16 protein-coding genes and 1 tRNA gene are annotated in these 15951 nt (G+C 52.4%); 9 read left to right on the forward strand and 8 right to left on the reverse strand.

Going from position 1 to position 15951, the window contains the following annotated elements; translation table 11 throughout:
• Positions 1-254 precede the first annotated feature (254 nt).
• The 5 genes from ABJD00_RS02390 to ABJD00_RS02410 all read left to right on the forward strand — a co-directional run bounded on the left by ABJD00_RS02390 (position 255) and on the right by ABJD00_RS02410 (position 4927).
• Positions 255-1406, forward strand: a complete 1152-nt coding sequence (locus ABJD00_RS02390; RefSeq protein WP_413829211.1) for a tyrosine-type recombinase/integrase — start codon at positions 255-257, stop codon at positions 1404-1406.
• Complete coding sequence (locus tag ABJD00_RS02395) at positions 1399-1773, forward strand: hypothetical protein (RefSeq protein ID WP_413829212.1); 375 nt, start codon at positions 1399-1401, stop codon at positions 1771-1773. The genes ABJD00_RS02390 and ABJD00_RS02395 overlap by 8 nt, the downstream gene beginning before the upstream one ends.
• A 112-nt stretch (positions 1774-1885) precedes the next feature.
• Positions 1886-2161, forward strand: coding sequence for a hypothetical protein (locus ABJD00_RS02400; protein ID WP_348201560.1), 276 nt, complete (start codon positions 1886-1888; stop codon positions 2159-2161).
• A complete protein-coding gene (locus ABJD00_RS02405; RefSeq protein WP_413829213.1) occupies positions 2158-2451 on the forward strand; it encodes a hypothetical protein in 294 nt (97 codons plus the stop codon). The genes ABJD00_RS02400 and ABJD00_RS02405 overlap by 4 nt, the downstream gene beginning before the upstream one ends.
• A gap of 160 nt (positions 2452-2611) precedes the next feature.
• Entirely contained in the window at positions 2612-4927 is a 2316-nt protein-coding gene (locus ABJD00_RS02410) for a hypothetical protein (RefSeq protein WP_413829214.1), read from the forward strand.
• A 503-nt stretch (positions 4928-5430) separates the two neighbouring features.
• On the opposite strand, the gene ABJD00_RS02415 is transcribed toward ABJD00_RS02410, so the two are convergent.
• Together ABJD00_RS02415 and ABJD00_RS02420 are read right to left on the reverse strand one after the other, a co-directional pair.
• Positions 5431-6261 (reverse strand): hypothetical protein, encoded by an 831-nt coding sequence (locus ABJD00_RS02415; protein WP_413829215.1) that lies wholly within the window; start codon positions 6259-6261, stop codon positions 5431-5433.
• On the reverse strand, positions 6258-7985 hold the full coding sequence (locus ABJD00_RS02420) for a hypothetical protein (protein WP_413829216.1): 1728 nt from the start codon (positions 7983-7985) through the stop codon (positions 6258-6260). Before ABJD00_RS02420 ends, ABJD00_RS02415 begins: the two co-directional genes overlap by 4 nt.
• A 785-nt stretch (positions 7986-8770) precedes the next feature.
• On the opposite strand from ABJD00_RS02420, the gene ABJD00_RS02425 reads away from it, so the two are divergent.
• Entirely contained in the window at positions 8771-9202 is a 432-nt protein-coding gene (locus ABJD00_RS02425; RefSeq protein WP_413829217.1) for a hypothetical protein, read from the forward strand.
• An 88-nt stretch (positions 9203-9290) separates the two neighbouring features.
• Here ABJD00_RS02425 and ABJD00_RS02430 read toward each other — a convergent pair whose 3' ends face one another.
• The 3 genes from ABJD00_RS02430 to ABJD00_RS02440 form a co-directional block, all read right to left on the reverse strand.
• A complete protein-coding gene (locus ABJD00_RS02430; protein WP_413829218.1) occupies positions 9291-10670 on the reverse strand; it encodes an HNH endonuclease in 1380 nt (459 codons plus the stop codon).
• 64 nt (positions 10671-10734) lie between these two features.
• The gene (locus ABJD00_RS02435; RefSeq protein ID WP_413829219.1) at positions 10735-11742 is read right to left on the reverse strand and encodes an HNH endonuclease signature motif containing protein; all 1008 of its coding nucleotides are present in this window, start codon (positions 11740-11742) and stop codon (positions 10735-10737) included.
• A 92-nt stretch (positions 11743-11834) separates the two neighbouring features.
• Positions 11835-12266 carry a hypothetical protein gene (locus tag ABJD00_RS02440; RefSeq protein WP_413829220.1) on the reverse strand — a complete coding sequence of 144 codons (432 nt, stop codon included), beginning with the start codon at positions 12264-12266 and terminating at the stop codon, positions 11835-11837.
• Between the two features lie 265 nt (positions 12267-12531).
• On the opposite strand from ABJD00_RS02440, the gene ABJD00_RS02445 reads away from it, so the two are divergent.
• The 3 genes from ABJD00_RS02445 to ABJD00_RS02455 all read left to right on the forward strand — a co-directional run bounded on the left by ABJD00_RS02445 (position 12532) and on the right by ABJD00_RS02455 (position 13534).
• Positions 12532-12735, forward strand: coding sequence for a hypothetical protein (locus tag ABJD00_RS02445; protein WP_413829221.1), 204 nt, complete (start codon positions 12532-12534; stop codon positions 12733-12735).
• A 132-nt stretch (positions 12736-12867) separates the two neighbouring features.
• The gene (locus ABJD00_RS02450; protein WP_413829222.1) at positions 12868-13257 is read left to right on the forward strand and encodes a hypothetical protein; all 390 of its coding nucleotides are present in this window, start codon (positions 12868-12870) and stop codon (positions 13255-13257) included.
• A 200-nt stretch (positions 13258-13457) separates the two neighbouring features.
• Positions 13458-13534: transfer RNA gene (locus ABJD00_RS02455), tRNA-Arg, on the forward strand.
• A gap of 98 nt (positions 13535-13632) precedes the next feature.
• On the opposite strand, the gene ABJD00_RS02460 is transcribed toward ABJD00_RS02455, so the two are convergent.
• The 3 genes from ABJD00_RS02460 to ABJD00_RS02470 are packed head-to-tail and all read right to left on the reverse strand — an operon-like array spanning position 13633 to position 15945.
• Positions 13633-14853 carry a cysteine desulfurase gene (locus ABJD00_RS02460; RefSeq protein ID WP_413829223.1) on the reverse strand — a complete coding sequence of 407 codons (1221 nt, stop codon included), beginning with the start codon at positions 14851-14853 and terminating at the stop codon, positions 13633-13635.
• Positions 14846-15451 (reverse strand): YIP1 family protein, encoded by a 606-nt coding sequence (locus ABJD00_RS02465; protein ID WP_413829224.1) that lies wholly within the window; start codon positions 15449-15451, stop codon positions 14846-14848. The genes ABJD00_RS02460 and ABJD00_RS02465 overlap by 8 nt, the downstream gene beginning before the upstream one ends.
• Entirely contained in the window at positions 15448-15945 is a 498-nt protein-coding gene (locus ABJD00_RS02470; protein WP_413829225.1) for a YIP1 family protein, read from the reverse strand. Before ABJD00_RS02470 ends, ABJD00_RS02465 begins: the two co-directional genes overlap by 4 nt.
• Positions 15946-15951 lie beyond the last annotated feature (6 nt).

Below are 15951 nucleotides of genomic sequence, written 5' to 3' on the forward strand. Positions count from 1 at the left end.
TTTAGCAATTGCGGTACAATTGACCGCTGGCTATACGACCGTCAGTGGATCCTTAGCTCAGCTGGATAGAGCGCTGCCCTCCGAAGGCGGTGGTGCCCCTTAACAACAAGCCTCCCAATTTCGCAAAACCCATGAAAATAAGGAGTTTTGCACTGGTTACCACCGGACGCCATTTACTTAACAACGGCTCTTAAGTTAAGTAGTTCTTAAGCGGCGCTTCCCGTTGCCGTTCGTTTGTAATTGGGTTTGATCCAGTGGCCCGTACCCTAAAAGACGCTCCCATCACCAGCCCCACAGCCCGCAAGCGGTTGAAGGTTTCACAGAACGCATACTTTCGGCGGCTGACCCAAAACATCCACATCGGCTATCGTCGCACTGAGCGCGGCGCAGGCCTGTGGACGGTTCGCACAGTGACCCAAGATGGCAAGTACAAGCAGACCCGAATTCCTGGGGTGGCGGACGATCTTGAAAAACCCAACGACGCTGACGTCCTGTCTTTTGATCAGGCTTGTGCTCGGGCGCGGGATATCGTCGCCCCTGCCCCGTCTGCTATCACCGTTGAGCGTGCGCTGGACAAATGGGCGGAAGACAAACGCAAGATGGGCCTGAGCGACAAGGCCGAACGTGACCTCGCTTCGTATGTGAAACGAACTGTCGCAGCGTTCCCAAATACCAAGCTGGTAGACGTTACCCGCCAAGACGTGGAGCGTTTCAGAGACGCCTTCTTGGACGGGTACGAGGGCGACCGCCTACGGGCGCGTAGAGCGACCGCGAACCGGGCGCTGGCAAGCCTCAAGGGTGTGTTGAACTACGCAGCCGACCGTCACCTGCCCGACGCAGCCCGACCTTGGGCGCTGGTGAAGAAGTTCTCCAAGTCCGACAGTTTTGGGAAGCGAGTGATTGTGTTCACCGATGACGAAGAAACAGAACTGTATGAGGCTTGTGAAACCCCGGCGTTCCGCAATCTGGTCCGCGCTCACTTTCTGACGGGCTGCCGGTTTGGGGAAATTCAGTCTGCCCGCGTCAAGGATCTTGCCCACCGACGACTGACCGTGAACGGCAAGACGGGCGAGCGAACAATGGTGCTAAGCACGACCGCTGACACTTTCTTCACGGAACTGGCGCAGGGGTGTGACGACCCAGACCGATGGCTGTTGCTCGACCACGATGGTGAGCAATGGGACGGTGACGCAGCGAACTGGCGATTCAAACAGGCTTGTAAGATCGCTGGACTGCCGCCAGAGGCTTCGTTGTACACAGCCCGGCACAGCTATATCACGCGCCACTTGGTCAAGGCGGTTCCTGTCATGGCGATTGCGCAACAATGTGGTACTTCATTGAGTATGATCGAAGCGACTTATGCCAACTTCATTTCCGATCAGCGGGAGGCGTGGTTCGATGGGTAAGGACGACGAATTCTGGGAAAACGAGTGGAAGACTTTTGAGGTACAGCGGTATGGTCTGCTGACCACCCTGCCCCCAGAAGCATCCCCCGAACACCACAAGGTCGTCGAAAGCCACTTCGACGCAAAGGAAAAGGAACGGCAGCGCCGGAAGGACAGCGGCACCCGGAAGACTGAGTGGACCGTGGCGGAGAAGAAGCGGATTGTGGCTAAAGTTATCGCCGACAACATCAGTGGTATTCGTCTGAACAAATCAGGTTTGATCAGGGTTCACGGGGCCAAGATGCGCGCAGCCTTGAACGCTCGCGAAAGCGAATTGGGTATCAAACAGCGCGCCTACCACCCTCGCACTTTGTCTGGTCTTTTGTAGTCCCTGACCCGTTTAATCTTTTTTAGTCCGAGCCCTATTTAGGCGGGCGATCAGGTACGTATCGCCCTAAAATGGCCGCTATCCAGTCCGGGTATCAACGACGGAGGCCCGGATGGCGAACAAAATTGAAGTTGAAGACCTGACCATTGCGAACGAGATCATCAATGCTCAACGCAATTCGATATTCAATCTTTCGGCGAACCACTTTGGCGCAGTCAGCGAAGATGATCTTTGCGCCCAACTCGGTTTACCCCGAACGACCTACACACAACTGAAGGCCGAGGGCAAAGGACCAGAGGTCTTTAAGCTCGGTCGCCGCAACTATGTTCACGTCGAACACGTTCGTGAATGGCTGCGCCGCATGGCCGGAATTCAGGTGGCCGCATGAGCAGGCCCATGCTGATGTACGAAGGTGAGAAGATCACGCCGGACAATGGTCTCTGGCCACACGAGCTAGATCCCGATCCACGGCTCCGCCCGACCTGTAAACGAATGTCCCTCTTGGTCGTAACGATGGGTCGGCTCGCCAGCGAGAAATCGTGGCTGGTCGACTACATGCTGGAAAACGATCTCCACCCAATGCTGGTGGATAGGTACAAAGAACTCTCGGACCAAACAGCGGCAGTACTGGAACAAATGTCCAAGACCGGAGATCGACTTATGGAGTTGCGAAAATGACCAACGAACACAGGACTACAGCCCCGAAAAGGAAAGGAGCCGGAGTAACCACTCTCCAGCCCCAGATGCAACCACAGGGGTGCGAACCTCCGCTTAACACTACATATGGTTGTGTAGAGGCTGTCGGCAAACCCCTTACCCAAAAAACGAGGGACGTAGAATGTCGCCAGACCATACAACTACCAGAGAAAGAGAAAACGGAAGTTGGATAGCAGTTGTTCCTCCGTGGAATAGCGAGGAGCCACCCAAGTCCGACATCCGCGTGGACGAATTCGACTACACTCTCGCACTCGAATACACATATCGCGGGCTGGACAACCAAAAGCTGTTCTATCGCTATCGGTACAACAACCCAGAGGCACCCAAGCCGAAGACCTATGCAACATGGTATGCGTCCGACGAAGGGCCGGGTCGCCCCGGTGGCTGGCGTCGGTCCCAGTTGGACGAAACGCTGTTGCCCAGGCTGCCCAACGGCAAGTGGCCTCTCTACGGTCTGCCCGCTCTGGCCCAGAATCCACGTGCCGATGTCTGGTGGGTCGAAGGCGAAAAGGTCGTGGACTATGTTAACAACGTCCTGCGCCCGACCAATGTTGTTGCGGTTTCCACCTGTGTGTACGGCGCAATCCACCATCCAGAAAACTTCGAGGCATACGACTTGGAACCTCTCCGTGGACGCAAGGTTCTGGTCTGGCCAGACAACGACGAAAACGGATGGACTGCGGCTCGGGTCGTCTGTGCCTGCGGCGACGAACTTGGCATTGCCACCTTCCTGCTCGTGGACGTACCGACCTCTCTGCCCCGCACGTGGGACCTTGCAGACATAGAAGAACACCCGGTCGATTGGGAAGCTATGTGTGCAACTGCCGCACCCTACAAAGGCATCGTTGAAATGTTCTCACGGAGCCACCCAGACCAATCAAAGCTGCCGAAGACAGGACACGTTACCCAAGACCGAAGAACCATCGTTCACTGGGACCCCCAACGACCAGAAATCGGCATCGACAACTCTCTGCCATACCTGAGCTCAGACCAACGACTGTTCTCTATGTCCGGTCGTGTCGTTCGGGTCGGTCGCCGCTCGCTTGCTGGCGCCCATCGGCTGGGAGACAAGAACGTGCCTGCGCCTTCTCAACTTCTGGTTTACGAACCCAACAATGTCGTTGTGCGGGAGGAAGTGAACCGGAGCATCGAGTTTGGCAAAGTGGGACAAGCTCGATCTGGAGATTATGTCTGGACACCCCAAAACACTCCAAACGATGTTGCCACTTCTCTTATTGGTCGCAAGGGGGAAGGCCTCACACAGCTAGAAGGCGTCGTGGACTATCCTGCGCTAGCACCGGACGGGTCGATCCTCAAAGGCTATGGCTACAACCAAGACACACGACTGTTTATCGCCACACCCAAGCTGGCAATAAAGACGGGCAACGATCCAGCTGCCGCATACAAGGCCATCGTGGACAATGCACTGCCAGACGTTCTGTTCGCGGACGAAGAAAGCAAAGCAATGGCTGTCTGTGCCATGCTCACAATGCTCGTAAAACGCACCCACGGGATAACCACTCCTGGCTTCCTCGTAACTGCCACCAGCCAACAGACGGGCAAGACCGAACTGTGCAACATTATCTCGACGATTGTCCTCGGTGTGAAAGCTCCCGCCAAGGCATGGGCCGACAGTGCCGACGAACGACGCAAAAACATCCTCTCTGTGGGGATGCAGAACCCAGCCTTGGTCGTATTCGACAACATCCCAGACTATGCGCTTGTGGACTGCCCACACCTGTCCGCGACGATAACGATGGAGACATTCGAAGATCGACTGCTGGGAAAGAACGAAAACCAGCTAATTGTGTGCAGCTTTGTCCTGTTCCTAAACGGGAACAACCTCTCGAAAAGTACGGACATGCACTCGCGGCTTGGTGTTATTGCACTCGATGCCCAGAGCGAAAATCCAATGGATCGAAAATTCGTCCACAAAGATGCCTGTGCGTTCGCAATGGACAATCGGGCCGAACTCCTTGGACACCTGTTTACGATCCTACAATCGAAGACCGACCAACAGGGGACACACAGTCGGTTTAACGAATGGGCGCATATGGTGCGGGACAAGGTTCTTGCTGCGTCTGGTATCGACTGTTGGAAGATCGAGAACGCCGACGGTGTGCAATCGGAAGAACTGCGGGCCATCGGCGCGTTCCTAAACCTTCTGGAAGACAAACAGCGGACGACTGCTAGAATTGCAGGGTACACGGCCCAAGAACTTCTCGACGACACAGAACTGCGGGAGACATTGTACGAACTACGGGATGCCCTTGGGGTAAGCAGAGCGAAAGAACTCGCTCCAAGAACTGTCGGCATCCTACTGCGCAAGATAAAAGGTCGCGTCGTCGGTGATCGAAGGCTCGGCGTGGAAGAGGAGCGCTACACTCGGTTCCTTGTTTTGGATCCGAAGAAAAAGCCAGTGGACTTCGGCATGTAGACGCTTGGGTAAACCCCTTCGCCAGTTTTCCGGTCGAGAAACCGATTTTCGGGAAAAGCGGGAAGAGCGGGAAGGCTACACTAGAAAAAAGTTGACGGTTGAAGGAATAATTTAGACCACTTGGTAAATGGGGGTGTCTCGATCCCGTTTTCCCCGTTTTTCCCGCGTTCCTGTGGTTGTCCGGTTTTGGTATTTTTGAGCAAGTAAAGCCCACCAGTACCGAGCTGGCTTTGTCCGCGAAGCGGTCATTCAGGCCGATCGACGCTGACGACCGCTTCGAGCCCATACTTCCAAAATGCTGCGGGGTGTACGGATGGCGGCTTTGCGCAGAAAGCAGACTTTGCGAAGTTCCAGACCATAGACCGCGTTCATGCGCTGGCGGCCCAAAGCTGCCGTTGTTCTGCCAATCGGGATGCTGCGGCGCGATCCATCATTCCAGTCGTTCGCTGCGCTCGCACAATCTGCAAATGGGCAAGCCTGAATCACAGCGGCATTCAGAAACATCAAAGATTATAGGTGTCCCGTATCTGAGAAAGGCAATGGCTACGCGACAATCTAGATCGTCCAACCCTGGTTCTATTCAATTCTTTACAAACGAATACATCCCAGAGTTTCTTGAAAGTTTTGTCCTCAGTCGAAACATCCCAGTCTTCTCTTTGTCGCCAGTCAACGGCCCAGCGTTTGCACATCTCTCCAAAAAGTTCCCGGTTGAACGTAAGCACTAATGTATCCACTGCTTCGACCGTCCGCTGTAGCAATGCAAAGTCCACGGCTATCCTTACTGGGTTGCTGTAACTTTTGGCCTGTATCCGAACAGCGTTTCTTCCGGGCAAAACTCCGCCATTGTGGACGATCCCATGACGTAAATGGCAGGCTATGTCATACTGCATTAGCGGAGCTTCAAAGACGGACGTCTTAAGTTCAAATCTAAGGTAACCCTTTGTTGCTTTGACAAGTTCTTCCTTGGAGCTGAAAGAAAGGTGCTCAAATGCGCTTCTCCGAAACTCTGCATGTCCGTGCCAGAGAACGCCTCCAAGATTGATCTGCTTCTCTGCAGCGACTTCTCGACAAATAGGACATGCTTCCAGTGTTGATGAGAGTACGGAACGAAAATACGCCTCCGCCGCAGAAACCGAGCCCAATAACAGTAATCCCCCTAGATGCGGATTATTGGATAACCTGTCAGGCGTCCCATACGAGAGCAAACTGCGGGAGTGTTCAATGTAGGTATCAATAGGGTTCGGAAACCGAATTTCCTTGAGGAACGCGTCTACTGAACCGATGCTGCTCGAAGAAGGCGAAGCATTCACGTAATCCAAGATAGAAAAACTCACGAAACATGCTCTTCAGCGTGCCCAACGATCCGTTGAGCCCTGATTTTTCCTACATAAGGAATGCCAAGAAGCGTCTCTTTGTTTGCATCAATTAAGATGTCACGCACTTTTCTTATGTTGGAATTCTGCTTGATTCTGGTTTCCATCCGCTTGGAAATAGGAAGGGCCGATATGTTCTGCTGTACGAGTGCTTCATAAGTGGAAGACGGTTTGAGCTGTTCGCCACAGTTGGCGCAAAACCTTGCTTCAGGATTACTTCTTGGAGTAGAGCAAACATGACACAACGGTAGCGACAGCACAAAATCCTTACTTTCGATTCCAGCGTTTTCAAATATTGAAGCTGTTGTGAGTCGAGGCCAAGCTTGATGTTTCGCGGCGCGTATTACTGTTAGAAATGAAGCTATCGACTTCGTTCTACTACCTACGATCACATTCTCAGTCGTGATATCACCTGTATGTACTTGATAGTGCTGAAATGAACCTTTCTCGCCCTTCAAAATTGATCCTGACGGCATAATCAGCCCAGAGTATTGCAGGAAACCAAATACTTTCTCGAGATCGGAGTCGACAGGCATTTTGATGGCGAATTGGAATCCCTGTTTTTCAAGTGACTTACCCTTATTGTACTCCTTGATTTGAGACAAAATTGTCTGATAGATTTTTGATCCGTTCTGAACGTAACTTTCATATGATGGGAGCTTTGAAGTCAGAGAGTCAAAGACTGCGTGTGACATGTCTCGGCCTGTACGGGACAGTCGCAAAACCTTGTTCTTGTTCAAAGAACCATCCGAAGTTGTGTAGGCTTCAGGGGAATTATAGATAGCCCTAAGCATACCTAGAAAGCCTCTTGGAATACCAAAAGATGTATAGGCTAGAAACCTAATATCTTCTTCATTATTTGCTACGAAATCAAGTCCCGTCCCGGAAAAGCGTTTCTCGGCAAGCGAGACCATAAAGTCTTCATATTCGTTTCCTGAAGGCTTCACCCAAGCATCGATCTGTTCGGCGTCATGTCCAACATGAAAGCTTGCTGAATGGGACGTGATGCCCGGGTAGACTGCTGCCTTTGGGGAAATGAGTCGGGACTTTATCGCTCGGAAAAAATCGAAAAAATCTTCCTGTTGCTTTTCTGAGAAGGAGTGTGCTGCATCATCGATTAAGATGACAACACGCTTCAGCTCGTTTTCAAGTGCTATGTCATCCACTAGGTCAGAAAGGAAGCGGACGGAAAACTGTTCCACTAAGTCTCCGTCTGCACGGCTCGATTCAAGAGCATCTATCAATTTAAAAATTTTGGCCTTCGATGGAAAATTAATAGGCAGAATTAAGCTATCCAATTGTTCTTGAGTATCCCAAATCCCGGCGACCACCTTCAGCACCAACCAAGCCCTAAACCAATATGAGGCATTTGGACCGTTCACATAGAATGGCTCTAGTTTCAGCGCTAACTTGAAGTTGACGTAAACAGGAAGGGCCGTGTCGAGATCCTTTTCAAGGATCTGATAGAACGCTTTCCTCATCAGAGTGCTCTTACCGCACCCCCTCGGCCCAATAAGTAATTTTGCTCCACCACCCGTGAGCTTCTTTAGGATGCTCGCTTCATATGGATGCTCTGCGGCAAGCTCAAGAAACCGCTCCCTATCGATGTACTCTGCTTGCTCGATAAAATTCTCTTCGAATGGCAGGGCTTCGTTCGGTTCATCGTTGATGCCGATTGATGTCATTCTCTGGCTTTCTACTTTGACCCGGATTTCGGTTCTGGAACTGACTTATCATCTTAGTAATCGATACTGCAGCCTATTTTAACCCTCAGCAATGCGCTGGTGATGTATCCGCGTTCTATTTCTAGCGCCCAATACAAGTAGTTTGCCCAAGACTCCTGCAAATCTCAATATAACTGGCCCCTTTGACTGTCCGCTTAGGTAGGTGAGGTGAGGAACTTCAGCACCCGCAGCGAAGGTCAGCTTTCCGCCCAGCCTGCTGGACCCATTGGTCGCAGAATGACGTGGGATCGTGTCCGCTTCGGGCTGGCCACAGTCATTCGAAGGCAGACGACTCCGACCTCTTAGTCCGCAACTCGGCAACTTAACTCGCGTACCGCGAAGGTCCGCTTTTGGTCTTCGTCGCTTTGAGGTGTTGTTGGTGCTGAACCAAGATTGTGGTGGTTCCGCACCTCCTGCCATCGGCCACAGGGCGAACAGATCGGGGCGGGAGGTAGCCTAGCTTCGGCCAAAATCAAGATGGCGAGCCCCTAAGGTAACTTTTAGTTTTTGGACCGTAAATCAGCGTTTTCTGTGTGTATGCACGCGCCCCAAGGGCCGAAAACGTGTAATCGGCTTAATCCCAGCCCTCTCTCGGGGTCTTTCGTGTTTGTCCGTGTACCCTGGCCCCCAGACGTTGGAAAAACGCCTCCTCGGGCTGTTTTCGCGTAAAGCCCCGAACACTTTACCGATCAGGCGCGAAAAGGTTACCTTTCGGATTAATTATGCATCAAAAACATGGAGTTGCAATGACCATGGCCAATATCCTCCCCAACAATAAACGTCCGCAAAAGAGGATGGATCCCCCAGAGGATTTCACAGACGAGCAGCGTGATATCTGGTTAAAAATCGTCAATTCTGTGCCTGATTGGCACCTCACTTCCCAACATTTTTATCTGGTTAGGCGTATCTGTATTGTGATTGAGCAGCTGGTCAGATTTGAAGGTTGGTGTACCCAGACAATTATCGAGGATGGGATCGATGCGCTTGTCACCGACGACTTGGGGGTCGCCATGAATAAGAGGACAATTTCTTTGGCCTCAGAAATGCGCGCACTGTACAGTTCCTTGAAACTCGAGCCGCAGAAAGTCGTCGGCCAACAAGATTTGCAGAAACGGTCTGAGCAAGAAATCTACGAAGATGGCGATGGCCTATTGTATCGCTCGGAACGTCCCAACTGATGGCCCCTCATACATATCCCACCAATCCAAAGGCCCCAGCGATCAGTTCTTTGCTTTCCACCATGCGACCAAAGCACAGCACGCACGACTAATTCGCGTTGAGCCTGGCCCTCAGCAGGTCTGTCAGACGCCCTTTTTCATGAGAAGAATGCAATGCCCTATGGCAGTTTGGGCAGACAGCGGCGCAGTTCTCGATCGTGTCAGGTCCGCCCTCGGCAAGCGGTAAGACATGGTGCGTTTCTAGGTATGGTGTTCCGTATGGTTTGCGAAATGGGGCTTCTTCCTCACATAGATCGCAGACGCCCCTTGCCCTTTGCTGCGTGTACGCGACCACTCTAGGGTCACGCATATAGGTTGTCCCAACCGAAAGCTCTTTCTTCGGTGCTGGGTTACCTGCAGGAACTTCTAAAAGAATATCGGGACGCGATAGAATGCTATCAACTTTGTCACTCAACGCGTCTCTGTCATCGGTGGGCATCACCAATTTAAAATCTGCCAACCGATCTTTCGCAATTTTTACAACATCGTCGGGAAACTGGTCTGCATGATCAACGACTATTTTTTCGTATGACTGGCCGGAAGACGAGACTTCATCAAAGCCACTAGCTCTGGACCGCACGCGTTTCTCAACGACGTTTCGTGCTCCATCCTGCCTTATCTTGCCGGGATCACGGCCAAGGCCGGCATACTTGCCGGTCGAACGCTTGGTCTCCTGCCAATCAACAAGCACTTCTCCGAGCTGCTTTTCAATAGGGTCATTGCTTGCCAGAAGCTCTCTAAGAACTTCCGATTTAGGCAGTAGTCTCTCAACGTTAGGAACTTGTCCGCCACCTTCAAGGAAAGCTTGGACGCGTGTTCTAATGTCACGCGCGGCGAGCAACAGCTGTGTCTCTGGCAGCGTGAACACTTCCAATTCGATATCGCGAACGCGCTCATGGCCTAGGCCTACGCCCTTGTAGCTGTCGTCGTACTTTCGCAGCTCCATCAGCTTCATGTAAACGCCATTGGCGTTTCGAAATGTCTGATTGCCAACAAGACCTTGCATGGTGGCAGCTGCTCGAATGTCGTCAGCTAGAGCTGCTAGTGTTCTTGTGGTTTTTCCGGGGATCGAAGGTGCATGCCGAAAATAAAACTCTGTGGCAAGGATCAGTTCGTCACGTGACCAATCTGGATTTCGTATTGGAGGTGGGTTCTCGACGACGTTAAAGCCCAGTCTTTCCAAAACTTGTACTGCATGTTGTTGGCCGCCGGAAAAGTCGGTGTTGTTGAGCGGTTCATAACCTTGGCCCAAATAGCCGTGAGCTGCTCCCACTATGGCTTTGGAGTCGTAGTAGTTTCCGCGAAGAAACAGGTGATAGACCTTAGATATGCCGAAGCCATACTTTTTGAGAAAATTGGTCTTCCCGATCTCGTCGTATTCTTCACACGCAGCGTTTATAGCTGCGGCAGTAATGTCTGATAAACCCATACAGCAGTTTTGCCTCAAACTAACTGCGAAACAAGTTTGATCTGCCGAAATCTCCTTCGTTTATCTATTTTGAAATCCCACCTAGAGCCAAGTGGCGACCCAAATCCGGTTCGTATCTCTCAGGGTAGAAACCCTCCCTAGTGCCTGCCGCATAAATCTCCATTGCCTCAACCAATGTGAGGTAAGTGTTTTTGTTCTCATGGATAAACTGGCCTTCATGCATATAAACAGACGTGATGCCCCAATCATTGATTGGGTTATTCTCTATGCGGGAGACCACTATCAAACAGTCGCTTCGGTGATCTAAACACCCGTCCACGAAAAATGACTTTCCATGCTCATTTTCTGCAAACACCGCTCCGAAGGAAAGCGCCCGATAGTAGTCTATCAAATCCTGATCTTTCAACTGGTCCGGGCAGTACGGGAACTGAGACGGTGTTCGCCAGTTTATTTGCGCGGCACCTTCGGTCAAAGACGGGATAATCTCGGGCAGCTCGGGTTGTTCAACTTGGGTACGATTCTGAAACAGCCATTCCCCTAGACCAGAGCCTGACGGCGACTTGGAGCTGGCAGCCCATTTCTCTAGCTTGCGTCTACTCTCGGCGGCTTCCGACGCACCGACTGTCCGCATCCAATCGAATTGGTTTGGTAGCGGTTTGTGCTTAGGTTTTTGGGGGTCGGAAAAGAAATCCTCTACGGAGCCGTATGCCTCAATTACCCTCTTAAGGGTGATCGGATTTAACAGGATGTTTTCAAGTTTCGTAACCCAGCGCAGGTTCTCCGGTCGATTATTCATCCGGTTGGTATCAATATGATCGACAATGTGCTGCTTACTTGGTGGAGCTCCATGGAAGGCAGTCGCAACGATACGGTGAACTCTGCAGCTTCCGAAGTTTGCATACCCTGTGTTTGCGTCTTTGGTTCCAAAACTCCAATGGTCGTCGAGTTTGCGGTATCTTCCGTTGGGTCGTTTTCGACGCAGTATCGCACCGTTGTCCCTAACGTCGTAAACGTCGTCTTTGAACGTGCACGTCTGGGTTTCATTGAAAATGTTTACGGATTGGCTTGTCATTTTTCACCTTTGATTTTGGCAGCCGGGATCGGAGCGCGGACATGGTTTGCGCTGGCCTTGGATTGGTTTTTGTCGGGGTTGTCCGATCAGTCTTATCGAGGGGTCTCGGCAAATATCAGACTGATGGGAGTTGGAGATCGTCCGTGCCCAATTTCCCCTGCCCATTGATAGACTTCGAAGGCGGCGCTCCTATAAGGACCAACAAATCCACCATCGGCCTTGCCGACAGCTGGCCAAATGTGACCAACTGGCGATGCTCGAAGCTGTTCGTTGGTGCGGTAGATATAAAAAACCCTCTCCCCAGCACGCACCTCTGCTTTCAGTGCTTCGATGATCGTTTTGTAGTCTTTGAACAGCTTGAATAATGCGACCTTAATGTCTTGAGGAAAAGACTTGCGGCCGGCGAGAATGTCCCGCGCAAACCGGTCAGTAAAGCCACCGATTTCCGCTACATCTCTTGCTGAAAGGCCAAGATAAGAGCACATGGTCGCATAGGCCGCGTCATGGCGATGTTGTCCATCCATTGTTTCTCTCCTGAGTGGCGCGGCCAAGTGCCGTCTGCCATTTGATGAATGTGGTTCCGGATTCGGAACAAATATTTTGTAGTTCCGAATCCGGAACCTGTCAAATCGTTTCTGAAAACAAATTTTTAGTCGAAACAATGCCGATCGTTCAGTCTCGGCGCTCTTAGCCGCTCAGTGGCCGAAATTCCAAAACGATTGGCTGCTGTTCTAACGCAACGAGCGGTCGCCGACCCTAAGTTTCAATCAAACAGGAGAGACAATCATCATGGCCACAATTATCTTACTCGTCATCATCCACGGAGTTATCTTTGGTGGTATGTGCCACTACCTCGCAGCGCAGAAAAATCTTGATCAGGGTGGTTGGGGACTTGCGGGCTTCTTTCTTGGAATAATCGCACTCGTGCTTTTACTCGCCACTCCTGCTCGTACGCGCGCTCACCGCCCCTTTAGTGAGCGCAACGATAGTTGAACCTCAGAACTGACGCAGCCGCCCACGGTGGGCGGTTTTTCTTTGTCCGTATGTCGAAAGTTGGGTGTTCAGGTACGTATCAACCGACGAGGTGTGGTGTTCTGAACTCCTAAATCCAACCAAGGAGAAAACATGACCGAACAAAATACCATCTGCGAAGATGATCCCAGCTTCAGCGCCGAAGTCACAGTGACCTACAACCGTCACGAAAATCACAGCGACCCGTGGGTCGAACTCTCTCAAAGTACTTGGGTTCGTGAAAACGACATGGACCACTGTGGGTGTTCAGAAGAACTGAGGGACACTGTTGAGGAACTGATCGACCGTGAATACGCCGTGAAGCGAACATCCGACATTGACGCCATGGTTACCGAACTCACCAACCTGATCCGCAAGAATTGGTCGGTAGGTCAAGTGCTGACGTTTCGCCGGACCGTACCGTACCTCATGATCCAAGTTGAAGCCTACTTTGACGACCAGCCGTCGTTTGGTCGACATGCTGAACGGATAGCAGCGGAATAGCCAGAACCATCGACAAACAAAGGAGAGCCGCCCCATCGTGGGCGGTTTTTCGTTTCCACTGAATAAGGCTTGTCGCCTGAGAGACCATAAGGTAGGGAAGCCGAAATAGCGGTTTTCCGCCTATTCTTAAGCAGTTCGTAAGTAAACCCTCTTGCAAAACACTTAAGAAGGCTGGAAAAATCGTTATAAAACAACGGCATGGACCCTTAGCTCAGCTGGATAGAGCGCTGCCCTCCGAAGGCAGAGGCCACAGGTTCGAATCCTGTAGGGTCCACCAAAAAATTCTAAATTCACTGAACTTTTGCCCAGTAACCCACTGGCAAATACCTTTTAATTGTAAGTCTTGCCGTTTCTCAAAGCGCTCATGCGCCGTTGTCAGGCAAACAGATCGTGTGCCAACTCCAACGCCTCGACCAAGACATCGACCTCAGCCGTCGTGTTGTACATCCCAAAGGATGCGCGGCACGTCGCACTTAATCCCATATGTTCCATCAAAGGGCCAACGCAGTGTTGGCCCGCACGCACTGCAACGCCCTTTTTATCCAGAATGGTCGAGATGTCGTGGGCGTGCCCTGCCCCATCCAGCGTAAACGAAAAGATGGCGCCTTTGTCCGGGGTGGTGCCTTGCACTTGCAGCCAGTTCAAACCCGACAACCGCTCGACAGTGTAATCCCGCAAGGTGTCTTCGTGAGCGGCGATCGCCTCCATCCCGTGTCCGAGCATGTAGTCGATGGCGACGCCGAGGCCGATCATCTGAACTATGCCGGGTGTCCCGGCTTCGAACTTCATCGGCCCGTCATTGTAGACGATACCGTCCTTGGTGACTTCCTTGATCATGTCACCCCCCCCAATAAAGGGGCGCATTTCAGCCATCCGCTCGGATTTGACATAAATCGCGCCTGACCCCGATGGACCATAAAGCTTGTGGCCCGTAATCGCATAGAAGTCAGCGCCAAGGTCCTGCACGTCGACAGGCATGTGCACCGCCGCCTGTGACCCATCCACAAGGACTGGCACGCCTTTGGCATGAGCGCCCTCACAGATGGTTTTGATGTCGACTTTGGTCCCAAGCACGTTGGACATGTGCGTGACGGCCACCAGTTTGGTCTTGGAGCCAATTGCGTTAATCACCGCTTGGGGGTCCAGCGCACCTGTGCTGTCTACATCGACCCACTTCAACACGACGCCCATCCGCTCGCGCAGGAAATGCCAGGGTACAATATTGGCGTGGTGTTCCATCACCGACAGGACAATCTCGTCGCCAGCCTCCATGCGTGGCATCGCCCAGCCATAAGCCACCATGTTGATGCCTTCGGTGGTGCCTGAGTTGAAGATGATCTCATCCTCGCTTCCCGCATTCAGGAACCCGGCGATCTTGGCACGCACGGATTCGTAGTTGTCTGTCGCAAGGTTTGACAGGAAATGCAGCCCACGGTGCACGTTAGCGTATTCCTCGGAATAAGCCTTCGTGATCGCATCGATCACCACCTGTGGTTTTTGAGCAGACGCGCCGTTATCAAGATAGACCAGCGGTTTACCGTTCACTTGGCGCGACAGGATGGGAAAGTCCGCGCGTACGGCTTCTACATCATACATTGCCCAATCCTCCTGCGGAAAAGCCTGTCAGGGTCAACAAAAGCATCATCCCCAAAAACAGCGCCGTTGCGACTGCCACGAGCAAGCCAAATGCTCGCAACAGAGAGTTAAATCGCATGGCCGCGCTGATGAAATGCAAGAACAGCCAGAAGGCCACAATCTGCAACCCCAATGCCACAAGACTGGCCAGCACCGGTGCGATAAACCCGACCGTCAATATTCCAACTTGAGCCAAAGCGCGCAGTGCTTGCAGCCAGATGATCAAAGACATCATCTCTGTCATTTCCCCAGTGCCGCCCATGGCCCGTCCGGCCCAGAACAGGGCCTGGATCATGACAACCAGCGTTCCGGCCACAATGACAAAGAACATGATCGGGCGTTCCAGCAGAGCGAGGATAGGCAGCGCCGCGCGCGCCGAAGCATCAATTCCACCCTGGCTCAGCACGACAGGTGCAGATGCGAGAAGCGCGTTGACAGCTGCCACCGCAAAAAGCGCCATATACAGCGTCGCACGATCAAGGTTCCAACCCATGATTTGCACGGCCGTATCCTTGGGGTCGCGCAGGGTGTCCACTGCCAGTTGCGGCCAGAAGTTCATGTGATCGGCCTTTCGCTGTGGCGGGCGGCAAGTGTGCCTGCAACCCAGAACCACAAAAACACACCACACCACAAGAGCGCGACGGCTTGCAATGCAGCCCCTGGCCCGACCAACCCCGCAGTCAGCCCCAAAAGCAACACAACGGGTGTCGAAGCCAACAGCGCCCAGAACAGCGCAACACGGATTTCGTAACCCGATGGTGCGCGCGGCATGACCCGGCTGACCAGCCAAACCAAACCCGCCAGCGCGTACATCAGCAGTGGAAAGATAAAGATCCACAAAAATGCGGACCAGTAGAGGCGCGCTTGAAACGGCACAGTGTCATCCAGGTGCGCTTCGCGAGACTGGTAAGGGGCTTGAGCAATAAAAATTACCACGCATGCCGTGATCAGGAAATACAGCACACGATCTTCGCGCACCTGATCGGCGAGGATGCGTGCCACAACACGGCCCGGACCACGGTACGTTGCGGTGATATTGCGTGTGATCGCCATGTTGCC

The organism is Tateyamaria sp. (genome assembly GCF_039945315.1).
Classification (GTDB): Bacteria; Pseudomonadota; Alphaproteobacteria; order Rhodobacterales; family Rhodobacteraceae; genus Tateyamaria.